This window comes from Mesorhizobium robiniae, assembly GCF_040545535.1.
Lineage (GTDB): Bacteria > Pseudomonadota > Alphaproteobacteria > Rhizobiales > Rhizobiaceae > Mesorhizobium > Mesorhizobium robiniae.
Genome location: NZ_JBEPMC010000004.1, coordinates 178,031 through 190,339, shown reverse-complemented (window position 1 = coordinate 190,339; position 12,309 = coordinate 178,031). Strand labels below are relative to the sequence as shown.

The 12,309-nt window shown below is 61.4% G+C and carries 15 protein-coding genes; 13 read left to right on the top strand and 2 right to left on the bottom strand.

Annotated elements, in window-relative coordinates; translation table 11 throughout:
* The first annotated feature begins 76 nt into the window (after window positions 1-76).
* The 11 genes from ABID19_RS12785 (at window position 77) to ABID19_RS12735 (ending at window position 9,127) form a co-directional block, all read left to right on the top strand.
* Window positions 77-859 (top strand): formyl transferase, encoded by a 783-nt coding sequence (locus ABID19_RS12785; RefSeq protein WP_354490942.1) that lies wholly within the window; start codon window positions 77-79, stop codon window positions 857-859.
* Window positions 860-926: 67 nt separating this feature from the next.
* Window positions 927-1,184, top strand: a complete 258-nt coding sequence (locus ABID19_RS12780) for a type II toxin-antitoxin system TacA family antitoxin (protein ID WP_354490940.1) — start codon at window positions 927-929, stop codon at window positions 1,182-1,184.
* Window positions 1,172-1,687, top strand: a complete 516-nt coding sequence (locus tag ABID19_RS12775) for a GNAT family N-acetyltransferase (protein WP_354490939.1) — start codon at window positions 1,172-1,174, stop codon at window positions 1,685-1,687. The genes ABID19_RS12780 and ABID19_RS12775 overlap by 13 nt, the downstream gene beginning before the upstream one ends.
* A gap of 225 nt (window positions 1,688-1,912) precedes the next feature.
* Window positions 1,913-2,215 carry a virulence factor gene (locus tag ABID19_RS12770; RefSeq protein WP_354490937.1) on the top strand — a complete coding sequence of 101 codons (303 nt, stop codon included), beginning with the start codon at window positions 1,913-1,915 and terminating at the stop codon, window positions 2,213-2,215.
* Window positions 2,208-2,819 carry a methylenetetrahydrofolate reductase C-terminal domain-containing protein gene (locus tag ABID19_RS12765; protein ID WP_354490935.1) on the top strand — a complete coding sequence of 204 codons (612 nt, stop codon included), beginning with the start codon at window positions 2,208-2,210 and terminating at the stop codon, window positions 2,817-2,819. The genes ABID19_RS12770 and ABID19_RS12765 overlap by 8 nt, the downstream gene beginning before the upstream one ends.
* The gene (locus ABID19_RS12760; RefSeq protein ID WP_354490933.1) at window positions 2,816-3,907 is read left to right on the top strand and encodes a methylenetetrahydrofolate reductase; all 1,092 of its coding nucleotides are present in this window, start codon (window positions 2,816-2,818) and stop codon (window positions 3,905-3,907) included. Before ABID19_RS12765 ends, ABID19_RS12760 begins: the two co-directional genes overlap by 4 nt.
* A gap of 79 nt (window positions 3,908-3,986) precedes the next feature.
* Window positions 3,987-4,961, top strand: coding sequence for a methyltetrahydrofolate cobalamin methyltransferase (locus ABID19_RS12755; RefSeq protein WP_292714590.1), 975 nt, complete (start codon window positions 3,987-3,989; stop codon window positions 4,959-4,961).
* Window positions 4,962-4,998: 37 nt separating this feature from the next.
* Window positions 4,999-5,340: a hypothetical protein gene (locus ABID19_RS12750; protein WP_354490932.1), complete on the top strand. Its 342-nt coding sequence runs from the start codon at window positions 4,999-5,001 to the stop codon at window positions 5,338-5,340.
* Window positions 5,341-5,378: 38 nt separating this feature from the next.
* Window positions 5,379-7,409, top strand: coding sequence for an ASKHA domain-containing protein (locus ABID19_RS12745; protein ID WP_354491599.1), 2,031 nt, complete (start codon window positions 5,379-5,381; stop codon window positions 7,407-7,409).
* Window positions 7,410-7,696: 287 nt separating this feature from the next.
* On the top strand, window positions 7,697-7,882 hold the full coding sequence (locus tag ABID19_RS12740; protein ID WP_354490930.1) for a hypothetical protein: 186 nt from the start codon (window positions 7,697-7,699) through the stop codon (window positions 7,880-7,882).
* A gap of 261 nt (window positions 7,883-8,143) precedes the next feature.
* Complete coding sequence (locus ABID19_RS12735) at window positions 8,144-9,127, top strand: alpha/beta hydrolase (RefSeq protein ID WP_354490928.1); 984 nt, start codon at window positions 8,144-8,146, stop codon at window positions 9,125-9,127.
* 1 nt (window position 9,128) lies between these two features.
* On the opposite strand, the gene ABID19_RS12730 is transcribed toward ABID19_RS12735, so the two are convergent.
* Complete coding sequence (locus ABID19_RS12730; RefSeq protein ID WP_354490927.1) at window positions 9,129-10,028, bottom strand: LysR substrate-binding domain-containing protein; 900 nt, start codon at window positions 10,026-10,028, stop codon at window positions 9,129-9,131.
* A gap of 219 nt (window positions 10,029-10,247) precedes the next feature.
* Here ABID19_RS12730 and ABID19_RS12725 point away from each other — a divergent pair, with 219 nt between their 5' ends.
* Window positions 10,248-10,436, top strand: coding sequence for a hypothetical protein (locus ABID19_RS12725; RefSeq protein WP_354491598.1), 189 nt, complete (start codon window positions 10,248-10,250; stop codon window positions 10,434-10,436).
* A 303-nt stretch (window positions 10,437-10,739) separates the two neighbouring features.
* On the opposite strand, the gene ABID19_RS12720 is transcribed toward ABID19_RS12725, so the two are convergent.
* On the bottom strand, window positions 10,740-11,021 hold the full coding sequence (locus ABID19_RS12720; protein ID WP_354491645.1) for a hypothetical protein: 282 nt from the start codon (window positions 11,019-11,021) through the stop codon (window positions 10,740-10,742).
* 343 nt (window positions 11,022-11,364) lie between these two features.
* Between ABID19_RS12720 and ABID19_RS12715 the strand changes: the two genes are divergently transcribed.
* Window positions 11,365-12,303 (top strand): GlxA family transcriptional regulator, encoded by a 939-nt coding sequence (locus ABID19_RS12715; RefSeq protein WP_348627380.1) that lies wholly within the window; start codon window positions 11,365-11,367, stop codon window positions 12,301-12,303.
* Window positions 12,304-12,309 lie beyond the last annotated feature (6 nt).

The window sequence follows — 12,309 nt, the reverse complement described above, 5'->3', positions numbered from 1 at the left end:
TCACCAAGGATTAACCCGGGCCGCCTAACATCCCGCGCGCTAGGACCATGTCTTTACGGGCGGCACGTCGCGAACCATGGAACGCCAGAAATCGAACCTGCCGCCGATCGTCGTCATTACCGAAGGCGGTCCGCATATCTGGGCCATCGTCAACGCCATTACTGACCGACTAGGTCCCGTCAGCGTCATTCTCGAAACCCCTGAATCCAAAAAGCAATTGCTGCTCGGGCGTGCCCGCCGCCAAGGCTGGCCACAGGCGATTGGGCAGTTCGGCACCATGGTGCTGACGCGGCTCGGCAAGCGGTTTTTCGCCGGGCACGCAGCACGCATCATCGCCGAACAGAAGCTGCAAACCGAACCCAGGCCCGGACAGGCAATCACCCATGTTCCCTCGGCCAACGCGCCGGAGTGCCTGCAGGCGATCGCGAATATCCGGCCCGGCGTCGTGCTGCTCGCCGGCTGCCGCCTGCTGTCGAGACAGACGCTGGCGAATATCCCTTGCCCGGTCCTCAATTACCATGCCGGCATCACTCCCAAATATCGCGGCACGAACGGCGGCTACTGGGCGCTGGCGTCGGGCGATACGGAAAATTTCGGCACTACGGTGCATCTGGTCGACGCCGGCGTCGACACCGGCGGCGTGCTGCGGCAGGCGCGCGGCAAGCCTGACCCGGGCGACACCATTTCAAGCTACGCGCTGCGGCAGGCGGCTTTCTCGCGCGACATCTGCGTCGAGGCGGTCAGGGACGCGTTGGCGGGCAAGCTTGCTACATCGGATCCCGGCCTGCCCTCGAAACAATGGTACCATCCAACGATCTGGTTCTACCTTTGGACCGGATTGCGTCGCGGCGTGTGGTAGGCGCTGGCGGCCGGCCACTTCGTATGCTATTGTCATACAGAAAGTGAGATTTTATCCGATGTCCAGCATGGCCCCCGTTAGCGTTCGCGTCACCGCGGACGAACGTGACATTCTCGAAGCCGCCGCCAGGCAGGCACATACCAACCTCAGCGACTTCATCCGACGCAAGGCGGTAGAAGCCGCCGAAATGGAGGTGCTGGACGGGCGCGTTGTGACGATTCCCGCAGCCGACTGGGAAAAATTCGAGGCGTGGGCGAAGTCGCCGCCGAAGACCCTTCCCGGGCTGCGTAGGCTCGCGGCGTCACGGCCAGTATGGCAGGACTGACGCCGCCGCGGCCGCTTGCTACAGATGACGACAGGGACACGTTCGATTGCGGTCGCGAGTCGCTCAACAACTGGCTTCGCCGCCATGCCTGGCGCAATCAGCAAGATGGCGTATCGCGCACGACCGTCGTCTGCGATGCGGCGAACGGCGGCATCGCCGCCTATGTAGCCTTGAGCGCCGGTCAAATCGAACGCGCGTATTTGCCAAAACCGGCGCAACGCAACCGGCCCGATCCCATTCCCGTCATATTGCTTGGCCAACTTGCCGTCGACCGCAGCTATCAAGGGCGCGGCTGTGGGCGCTCCCTGCTTCTGTTCGCGCTCAGGACAGCGGTTCGCTTCTCCAGTGAGATCGGCTGCTTCGGCGTTCTCTCACACCCGCTCGACGAGACCGTGAGAGCCTTCTATCGCGGCTTTGATTTCCAAGACCTACCATTCGATCCAAAACGAAGCATGATCGTCCGGATCGCCGATTTGAGGCACAATGGCTTTGGCGACGAATGAGGGAGGCCTGGATGGCTTTCCCTTGGCGGCAAGCGATTGCGTCGCTTTTGAATGCGCGCGCGTCGTCCCATAACAAGCAGGCTAGTGGCGCTTGCGGCAATGCTCGAAACCACTGCATCGGCCCGAAAATCGAAATCGATCGTCGGAAAGCACGATGCGGCTGCGCTAAGTTGGTAGGGCGCCCTTTCCAACCAGACGTAAAGCGCCCTGCAGGAGTGAGAATTCATGGCCGATCTGATTGTCGTCTACTGGCGCGACATCCCCGCCCAGGTCATCGTCAAGAAGGGCCGGCAGAACGCCAAGCGCGAACTGCCGCTCCGCTTTACCGAGGCGATCGACATGTGTGCCATGCGCACCGGCGCCGGCGGCACCGACGATTACCTGGCCGAATGGCGCAAGGCCGATCCCGTGCCGGTCAGCGACGACCTCGAAGCCGAGGTTGAAAAAGCCTTTCAGGAGCTCGACGCGAAATACGACCGCGAGCGGCTGGTCGCTCTGGTCAAGGCGGGCGGAAAAGAAAATGTCTGAAACAACCCCGGCGGTTACCCAGGCCACTCTGGTCAAGAAGGCAGCGCCGAAGTCCGACTACAAGCCAGCCGACGTGTCGCCGCAGCGGCGCGTCCAGCGCTCCTTCGCAGTGCGGCTGTGGTCGATCCGCCATTCGCGATTGCTCGAATGGTTCTATTCCAGGTTCGCCGATATGTTCCTGCTGCTGCATCCCTTGTGGAAAGGCATCGGCTACGGCAGGGTCGAAAGACCGATCAAATTCGTCGAAAAACGCGTCAAGGGTTTTATGTTCGATTGCCGCATGTGCGGCCAATGCATCCTTTCCTCGACCGGCATGTCGTGCCCGATGAATTGCCCCAAGCAATTGCGCAATGGCCCCTGCGGCGGTGTGCGCGCCAACGGCAATTGCGAGGTCGAGCCTGACATGCCCTGCGTCTGGGTCAAGGCGTGGGAAGGCTCGCGCAACATGGTGCAGGGCGACAAGATCCTCGACGTGCAGAAGCCGGTCGACCAGTCGCTGCGCGAAACCTCGGCATGGTTGCGGGTGACAGCACAGGCTGCCACCGCGCGCGAAACCGCCCGCCATGCGGCCCAGAATACTTCGAACACCGGGGCATCGGCATGATCGGCCGCCAGCGCGACGAGAACCCGGCCGGCATTCATCTGCCGCTCGAACCCCTGCCGGGCCACACCTCGCGCGGGCGCCTGGAGCGCGTGCTTCGGCGCGGCGAGTTCGCAGTAACGACCGAACTCAACCCGCCCGACAGCGCCGATCCGGAAGACGTCTACAACCGCGCAAAGATTTTCGACGGCTGGGTCGACGCCATCAACGCCGTCGACGCGTCGGGCGCCAACTGCCACATGTCGTCGGTCGGCATCTGTGCGCTGCTGACCCGCATGGGCTATGCCCCGATCATGCAGATAGCCTGCCGCGACAGGAACCGCATCGCCATCCAGGGGGACGTGCTGGGCGGGGCGGCGATGGGCGTCGCCAATATGCTGTGCCTGACCGGCGACGGCGTCCAGGCCGGCGACCAGCCCGGCGCCAAGCCGGTATTCGATCTCGACTGCATGTCGCTGCTCGAAACCTGCCGCATCATGCGCGACAACGGCAAGTTCCTGTCCGGCCGCAAGCTGACGACGCCGCCGCAGCTTTTCCTCGGCGCGGCGATCAACCCGTTCGCGCCACCGATCGACTTCCGCCCCTACCGGCTGGGCAAGAAGATCGCCGCCGGCGCGCAATTCGTGCAGAGCCAATACTGTTTCGACGTGCCGATGTTCCGCACCTACATGCAGCAGGTCCGCGATCTCGGTTTTACGGAAAAGTGCTTCATCCTGTGTGGCGTCGGACCGCTGGCTTCAGCCAAGACCGCCAAATGGATCCGCTCCAACGTGCCGGGCATTCATATCCCCGATCAGGTCGTCAAGCGACTGGAGGGCGCTCAGGATCAGAAGAAGGAAGGCAAGCAGCTCTGCATCGACATCATAAACGAAGTGAAGGAAATTCCCGGCGTCTCCGGCGTCCATGTGATGGCCTATCGCCAGGAAGAATATGTCGCCGAGATCGTCGATGAATCGGGCGTGCTGAAGGGCCGCCAGCCCTGGAAACGCGAAATCCGCCGCGACGACCAGCTCGTCGCCGATCGGCTCGACCACATATTGCACGATGAGATAACCGAAACGCAGGTCGACATGGTCAAGACCGCGCATTGAAGGTGCGGACGGCCACCATTCGCTTGATCGAAATCAGAAACGATATAAAGAAGTCTTTATATCACGACGGAGAGATTTCATGACCCGGACGATCGTCGCTTCAGCGACACGAGAAATCATCATCGGCTTCGACCAGCCCTTCTGCGTGATCGGTGAGCGCATCAATCCAACCGGGCGCAAGAAGCTCGCGGCGGAGATGATCGCGGGCAATTTCGACACCGTCATTAGGGACGCGCTGGAACAGGCCGCCTGCGGCGCGACCATGCTCGACGTCAATGCAGGCGTCACCTCTGTCAACCCGAACGAGACCGAACCCGGCCTGCTGGTGCAGACGCTGGAGATCGTGCAAGGACTGGTCGACCTGCCGCTGTCGATCGACAGTTCGGTCACAGCAGCGATCGAGGCGGCGTTGAAGGTCGCCAAGGGCCGGCCGCTGGTCAACTCCGTCACCGGCGAGGAGGAAAAGCTTGAGGCGATCCTGCCGCTGGTCAAGAAATACAACGTTCCGGTGGTCGCCATCTCAAACGACGAGACCGGCATTTCGATGGACCCGGACGTGCGCTTCGCCGTCGCCAAGAAGATCGTCGAGCGTTGCGCCGATTTCGGCATTCCGGCCCATGATGTGGTCGTCGATCCGCTGGTCATGCCGATCGGCGCGCTGGGCGATGCCGGCCGTCAGGTCTTTGCGCTCCTGCGCCGCCTGCGTGAAGAGCTCAAGGTCAACACCACCTGCGGTTTGTCAAACATCTCGTTCGGCCTGCCGCATCGCCATGGCATCAATGCCGCCTTCATCCCGATGGTGATCGGCGCCGGCATGACCTCGGCGATCATGAACCCGGTGCGTCCGCAGGAGATGGAAGCCGTACGCGGCGCCAACGTGCTGAATGGCACCGACGAGAACTGCACCAACTGGATCAGGACCTACAAGGACTATAAGCCGGCCGAAGGCGGCCAGGCGGTCGCGGCGCCCACGCAAGTCAACGCGCCGGGTGAAGGCAATGGCAATGGCGGCCGCCGGCGCGGTGGCCGTGAAGCCCGTATGGCCCGAGGATAGAGGCACTTCTTAGGAAAGCAGCGAGTGGCTAACCTTGTTGTTTGAGCTCAAACGGCTTTTTTTTACGATAGTGATCCTGCTGCCAGTGGTAGCGATCGCGCGCTATACGCTGTTCGAAAATGCCAGTGAATTCGCCTTGTTTGCAAAAGAATTGAGGCGATATGTGGCTCCGCTAATCGTAGCATCGTTAGCCGTTTGGGTCGTGATTATTATGATAGTGAACGAAATCGACCACTCTCGACAGAAACGAATATTAAATATTTTCTTCTGGTCCAGTTTGGCCGTGCTAATCTTGGCCATAGTCGCCGTCTTTGCCAGCGTTAAGTTGCAACATAATCCATCTTTGAACGAAACCGGTGAAAGTGTCGTAGTGCTTTGAACTCTCCTGCCAACATCACCGACCCCCTCGTGCTGTTCATGCCGTCGGGCAAGCGCGGCCGGTTTCCGGTCGGCACGCCGGTGCTCGATGCTGCGCGCCAGCTCGGCGTCTATGTCGAGAGCGTATGCGGTGGACGCGCCACTTGCGGACGCTGCCAGATCGAGGTGCAGGAAGGCAATTTCGCCAAGCACAAGATCGTCTCCTCCAACGACCACATCTCGCCCAAGGGCGCCAAGGAAGAGCGCTACGAACGCGTGCGCGGCCTTCCCGAACGGCGGCGCCTGTCCTGCTCGGCGCAAATCCTCGGCGACCTCGTCGTCGATGTACCGCAGGACACGGTCATCAACGCGCAGACCATCCGCAAGGACGCCGACACCAGGGTCATCGCGCGCGATTCGGCAATCCACATGTGCTATGTCGAGATCGAAGAGCCCGACATGCACAAGCCGCTGGGCGATCTCGACCGCCTGAAGATCGCGCTGATGAAGGACTGGGGGCTCAAGAGCCTCGATTTCGATTTCCATCTCCTGCCGCAGGTGCAAGGTATCCTGCGCAAGGGCAATTGGACTGCGACCGCGGCCATCCACAAGGATGCCGAGAGCGAGACCGCGCGGGTCATCTCTTTGTGGCCAGGCCTGAAGAACGAGGCCTACGGGCTTGCCTGCGACATCGGTTCGACCACCATCGCCATGCATCTTGTGTCGCTGCTGTCGGGCCGCGTCGCCGCCTCGTCGGGCACCTCGAACCCGCAGATTCGCTTCGGCGAGGATCTGATGAGCCGCGTTTCCTATGTGATGATGAACCCGGACGGTCGCGAAGGCATGACGGTCGCGGTGCGCGAGGCGATCTCGGGCCTCGTCGACAAGGTCTGCGCGGAAGGCAATGTACAGCGCAACGACATCCTGGATTCCGTCTTCGTCGGCAATCCGATCATGCATCACCTTTTCCTCGGCATCGACCCGACCGAGCTCGGTGGCGCGCCGTTCGCGCTGGCCGTCTCGGGCGCCGTGCATATCAAGGCGTCTGACATCGGCCTGAAGCTCAACCAGGGCGCCAGGCTCTACATGCTGCCTTGCATCGCCGGCCATGTCGGCGCCGATGCGGCGGCGGTGACGCTGTCGGAAGGCCCGCACCGCCAGGACGAAATGATGCTGATCGTCGACGTCGGCACCAATGCCGAGATCGTGCTCGGCAATCGGGAACGGGTCGTGGCGGCCTCCTCGCCCACCGGCCCGGCCTTTGAGGGTGCGGAAATCTCCGGCGGCCAGCGCGCGGCGCCCGGCGCGATCGAGCGTGTCCGCATCGATCCCGATACGCTGGAGCCGAAATACCGCGTTATCGGCTCGGAGCTGTGGTCCGACGAGCCGGGCTTCCTCGACAGCGTGCAGGCGACCGGCGTCACCGGCATCTGCGGCTCCGGCATCATCGAGGTGGTCGCAGAGATGTATCTGGCCGGCATCATCTCCGAGGACGGCGTCGTCGACGGCGGACTTGCCGCCCGTTCGCCGCGCGTCACCGCCAGTGGCCGTACATTCTCCTACGTGCTGAAGGAAGGCGAGCCCAGGATCACCATAACCCAGACCGACGTGCGCGCCATCCAGCTCGCCAAGGCCGCCCTTTATGCCGGTACCAAGCTGTTGATGGAAAAGCAGAACACCGATCATGTCGACCGCATCCACTTCGCCGGCGCCTTCGGCTCGTTCATCGATCCGAAATATGCCATGGTGCTGGGACTGATCCCCGACTGCGATCTCGACAAGGTTTCGGCTGTCGGCAACGCGGCCGGCGCCGGCGCGCGCATGGCACTGTTGAACCGCGGTTATCGCCGCGAGATCGAGGAAACGGTGAGCCGGATCGAGAAGATCGAGACCGCGTTGGAGCCGAAATTCCAGGAGCACTTCGTCTACGCCATGGCGCTGCCGAACAAGGTGGACCCGTTCCCTAAACTGTCGGCAGCAGTGAAACTGCCACCGCGCAAGACGGTCAGCGAGGACGGCATTGCCGGCGATGCCGCCCCGCGGCGGCGTTCGCGCGAAGGCCACGCCGCCCGCCGCGGCCGAGGGAACTAAGGAGACAACAGGCGTCGTCGGCGACGCTTCCGATCTCCCCCTTGCGCGGGAGATCGGAAGTCGCTTCGGCTTTTCGCCGATCACCAACGCCGGAAGGCGACGGATGAGAGGGGGCGCCACCCTCACTCAATTTCATATGCATGCAAATGTTTCCGGATCAGCCCAAACTGAAACAAGGCGCTGTTTTTCGTGAAATCCACCAGATACATGTGCGGCGCATTTAACCGGCATCGAACGGCAGGCAGGAAATAACTTTCAGCCGCTGCAGCACTCCAAGGGAGATGAAGATGTCGATGTTCGAAAGCCTCGGCCGCTATGGTACGGCCATCAGGAATGCACACAAAAGGAACAGGTCCGTCCGGGCCCTGAACAGCCTGCCGCCCGAAATTCAGAAGGACATCGGCTGGCCCGTGTCACCGCGCGAAGACCCGCAGGTCACCTTCTCGGCCCTGCTTCTGGGTTCGGCGCGCTGATGACCTTCGCCGACAAATGCAAGCTGCTGGCCAAGCGCCGGAGCCGTCATGCGGCTCCGGCAAGCGACAATCGGCTGCGCGCCGCGCTGCTGCCCCGGCGCTGAGCATTGCAGCGAGCCACGACCGGATGCTGGCCTTGATTGCCAGCCAGATCACACAACCGTGTTGTCCCACTGCAAATCTTGACAATTTTGGCGAAGACACGATCTTCGGAGACTTGGGGGTTCTCTTAGTCGGCTCAGCCGAAGTCCGTGTGTCCGCATGCCCAGTCTCAAAAGCCACGTCGTTTCCTTCGTGCTCAGGTACAGCCGCAAGCAGGCCTTCTCCAGCCCGGAAAACCTGCAGCGCTGGATTGCCTATGCGCGCAAGACGGAAAACCACCAGCCGCCCGTAGCGCTGCGATCGCGTTTAGAGATCACGACGCGCAGCGTGGACGGCTTTCCCGTCTACGAGATCGCGCCCAAGGGCGGCGAGCGAAAGCGTATCCTCTACTTGCACGGCGGCGCCTATGTCTTTCAAATCACGTCTTATCATTGGGGACTGATCGCCGATATGGCCGACCGGTTGGGCTTCGGCATCACCGTGCCGATCTATCCCATTGCTCCCGAACACGATTTCCACGCCATGTTCGGCATGGTCGGCGAGGTCTACCGCCAGATGCTCGATGAAACGGAAGCGCAGGACATCGTCTTCATGGGCGATTCCGCCGGCGGCAACATGGCCGTGGTGCTGACCATGATGGCCGCGGAAGACGCCCAGCCCTTGCCGTCGCGCCATGTGCTGATTTCGCCCGGCCTCGACGTGTCGCTCGCCAACCCCGAAGTGTTCGAGGCGGAACGCTACGATCCGTGGCTGGGAATTCCGGGTGGGCTGGAGGCGGTCCGGCTCTACAGTGCCGGCATAAATTCCAGCGACTGGCGCATCAGCCCGCTTTACGGCGACCTCTCGGTGTTGCCGAAAACGCTGCTTCTGACCGGTTCGCGCGATATGCTAACCCCCGACAATCTGATTTTCGCACAAAAGGCTCGTGCCGCCGGTGTCGAGATAGAGGTCGTCCACGAGCAAGGCATGTTCCATGTCTGGCCACTGATCGACATGCCTGAAGCGCGGCGCGCCCGAGACAGCATCGTGACGTTTTTAACCAGCGACACCGAAAGCTATCACGCCAAAGCCGGCGAATTGGCGCTGCAAAGGACAGGTCGTGGCGCCCCCGCTCACAACCTGGCTGCGCCGTCGAGGTTCTAAATCAGAACTTCCCGGTTTCCCTGAACACCTCGAAGGTCGCGCGGATATGATCGGCGACGGCCTTCACCGGCGCGCTGGCGTCCGGCGCCACGATCATGGCCAGATTGTAGGTGCCGATGTCAGGCATGCCGTCCTTCGGGCAAAGCTCAACCATATCGCTGCCGAGGAACGATTTCGGCAGCGGCGCCACCGCGAGGTCGGACATGATCGCGGCACGCTGGCCGGCCGTGTGCGCACTCATATAGGCGACGCGATAGTTGCGGCCCTCACGGCCGAGCGCTTCGAGGGCGCCTGCCCGCCAGGCGCAGCCCTCTTCCCACAATGAGACCGGCAGCGGCTCGCGCAGATGCGCGCAGCCGCCCTTGGCGCCGGCCCAGACGATCGGCTCGGTGAGCAGCACTTCGGCGCCGAGCGCGCTGGTTTTGTAGGAATTGGTGAGGAGCGTGATGTCGAGCGCACGGTCGTCCATGCGCCGACGCAGATTGCTGCTCTGGTCGATGGTCACGTCGACAGCGATCGAGGGATGCGACTGCGCAAAACGTTTCAGCACATGCGGCAGCACCCGCTCGCCATAATCGTCCGGCGAGCCGAGCCGCACCACCCCGACAATGTCGGGAATGATGAACTTCGACACCACCTCGCGGTTGATCGACAACAGCCGGCGCGCATAGCCAAGCAGCATCTCGCCATCCGTGGTCAGCGTCACCGAACGCGCGTCGCGCGCGAACACCGAGCGGCCGAGAATGTCCTCCAGCTTCTTGATCTGCATGGAAACAGCCGACGGCGTGCGGAAGACGGCATTGGCAGCAGTGGTGAAACTGCCGGTCTCGGCGATCGCCACGAAAGTACGCAAAACGTCGAGATCGAGCAGCGGCAACGGATGATTGAGTGGGGCGTTCATGGGAGCCAGCCTTCAATTTTTCTGATGCAAACCATCATTCCATTTCGTTTGATTGAACATCACTTTGGGAGGATAGTCAACTCCATCGAAGGCAGACGTATAGAAAATGGTCTTGAAACGATCACGACATCGATCTGCAATCGACACGAAATGAAGCTGAAACAAACATGAGGTAGCCCAGTGACCGGCAACTCCCCAACCAACGCAAAGGAGATTGAAATGTCTATCCTGTCATCCATCGGCCGCATTGCGACCGAATTCAACGCGGCCCGCACCCGCTATCAGACCGAACGCGCCATCCGTTCTCTGCCGATCGAATTGCAGAAGGATATCGGTTGGCCTGAAGCCGCCGACAGCAAGACCAGCACGCGTTACGGCGTCGGATCCTGGGCTGGTGGAGAAAAATAGATCGTGTGTATTCAAAGCTGAAGGCCTGCCGCGCAGACGCTGCCCGGCAGGCCTTTTTATTTGCAGTCAAATGACTTTCCGAGCCATGTCGCGGCTGCATGACGCATATGAACGGGCTGCATGGCACACGAAATTTCGAACTAACGCCTTGTAAGTGATCATAAATCTTAGGCGAAATGCCTAGAAAATGCCTAGATATGTCGCATTCCGTGTCGCTTTTCATATCAAGTGCTTCGCTTTTGCGATTTAGTTTCCCCTCACGTAAGCCTATATCAGCGCCAGCAAACGAGCTGCCCCACTCCATCAAGCGAAGGCGACCCGTTTAGAGCGACGTGCGTCCATTTGGACGCACAAAGTACGCTCTAACACTTTGAGTCTGCGCATCGCGCTTTCCGAAATCGATTCCGATTTCGGGCCGATGCGCTGAGCAACCGAATGGAGATGATCATGAAGCTTTTTGCCCGCCTCTTTCCCCGTCGCGAAATGAACCTGACAACTGCGCTCGAGCGCCAGCGCCTTGCCAACACCATGCCCGGCCAGACCGGCGCCATGAATGCGGCGCGCCTCGGTTTCGTCGCCTAACATAATGACTTCCCTATAGCAGCTTGCCGCTAGGCAGGGACTGGTAACAGCGCCGCTTCGGTTTTGCCGAGGCGGTGTTTTGTTGTTCACAGACCACATCCGGCATTGCTCAATCCGGCAGCATGTTGGGTCGGTCACCGCATAGCGATTGCCCATTTGCGACCCATGTCGCAAATAAAGTCCCTCTGTTGGCACCTAGCCAATTGACAGGAAAGGTTTTTCCTGATGTCGCTATGCTGATCGCGACATCCTGTTCGCGCCATTACAGCGTGAGGGTTACCCTGTGAACGTCGTAAATCATCCGATCAAGCGATCGTTTGTATTCTTCCTGGTTCCGGATTTCACCATGATCGCCTTTGCGACGGCGCTCGATCCGCTGCGCTCGGCCAACCGGATGCTCGGCTACGAGGCGTACCGCTGGCGGCTCGCCAGCATCGACGGCAAGCCGGTGCGCGCCTCGAACGGCGTCGAATGCGCCGTCAACACCTCGCTGGAGGACGAACGTAAGAAGATGTCCGGACCGGAGCGGCCGAACATGGCGGTGGTCTGCAGCGGCATCAATGTCGAGCGCTACCAAAACAAATCGGCCTTCGCCTGGCTGCGCGAGGAATACAACCGCGGCGTCGCCCTCGGCGGCCTGTGCACCGGCGCGCATATACTGGCCGCCGCCGGCCTCCTGTCCAACAAGCGCTGCGCCATTCATTGGGAGAACCTGCCGGGCTTTTCCGAGGCGTTCCCGAAAGCCAATGTCTTCGCCGACCTCTTCGAGATCGACCAGAACATCTACACCTGCGCCGGCGGCACTGCGGCGCTCGACATGATGCTGAAGCTGATCGGCGACGATTTCGACGACAATCTCGTCAACCGGGTGTGCGAGCAGGTTTTGACCGACCGCGTGCGCAGCCCGACCGATCGCCAGCGCCTGCCGCTGCGCGCGCGCCTTGGCGTGCAGAACTCCAAGGTGCTGACCATCATCGAATTGATGGAAGCGAACCTGTCCGAGCCGCTGTCGCTGATCGAGATCGCCGACCATGTCGACCTGTCGCGCCGGCAGATCGAGCGCCTGTTCCGCACCGAGATGGGCAGATCCCCTGCCCGCTACTATCTGGAAATCCGGCTCGATCGGGCTCGGCACTTGCTGATACAATCGTCGATGCCGGTGGTCGAAGTGGCGGTCGCTTGCGGCTTCGTCTCCGCCTCGCATTTCTCCAAATGCTACCGCGAGCTCTATGCGCGCTCGCCGCAGCAGGAGCGCGTAGATCGCAAGCAGTTGCTGGCGGCCTGACCCGCT

Excerpts from the sequence above, each read along its gene's own strand:
- ABID19_RS12785 (WP_354490942.1), top strand. The coding sequence starts at position 77 with ATGGAACGCCAGAAATCGAACCTGCCGCCGATCGTCGTCATTACCGAA.
- ABID19_RS12780 (WP_354490940.1), top strand. The coding sequence starts at position 927 with ATGGCCCCCGTTAGCGTTCGCGTCACCGCGGACGAACGTGACATTCTC.
- ABID19_RS12775 (WP_354490939.1), top strand. The coding sequence starts at position 1,172 with ATGGCAGGACTGACGCCGCCGCGGCCGCTTGCTACAGATGACGACAGG.
- ABID19_RS12770 (WP_354490937.1), top strand. The coding sequence starts at position 1,913 with ATGGCCGATCTGATTGTCGTCTACTGGCGCGACATCCCCGCCCAGGTC.
- ABID19_RS12765 (WP_354490935.1), top strand. The coding sequence starts at position 2,208 with ATGTCTGAAACAACCCCGGCGGTTACCCAGGCCACTCTGGTCAAGAAG.
- ABID19_RS12760 (WP_354490933.1), top strand. The coding sequence starts at position 2,816 with ATGATCGGCCGCCAGCGCGACGAGAACCCGGCCGGCATTCATCTGCCG.
- ABID19_RS12755 (WP_292714590.1), top strand. The coding sequence starts at position 3,987 with ATGACCCGGACGATCGTCGCTTCAGCGACACGAGAAATCATCATCGGC.
- ABID19_RS12745 (WP_354491599.1), top strand. The coding sequence starts at position 5,379 with ATGCCGTCGGGCAAGCGCGGCCGGTTTCCGGTCGGCACGCCGGTGCTC.
- ABID19_RS12740 (WP_354490930.1), top strand. The coding sequence starts at position 7,697 with ATGTCGATGTTCGAAAGCCTCGGCCGCTATGGTACGGCCATCAGGAAT.
- ABID19_RS12735 (WP_354490928.1), top strand. The coding sequence starts at position 8,144 with ATGCCCAGTCTCAAAAGCCACGTCGTTTCCTTCGTGCTCAGGTACAGC.
- ABID19_RS12730 (WP_354490927.1), bottom strand. The coding sequence starts at position 10,028 with ATGAACGCCCCACTCAATCATCCGTTGCCGCTGCTCGATCTCGACGTT.
- ABID19_RS12725 (WP_354491598.1), top strand. The coding sequence starts at position 10,248 with ATGTCTATCCTGTCATCCATCGGCCGCATTGCGACCGAATTCAACGCG.
- ABID19_RS12720 (WP_354491645.1), bottom strand. The coding sequence starts at position 11,021 with ATGTTAGGCGACGAAACCGAGGCGCGCCGCATTCATGGCGCCGGTCTG.
- ABID19_RS12715 (WP_348627380.1), top strand. The coding sequence starts at position 11,365 with ATGATCGCCTTTGCGACGGCGCTCGATCCGCTGCGCTCGGCCAACCGG.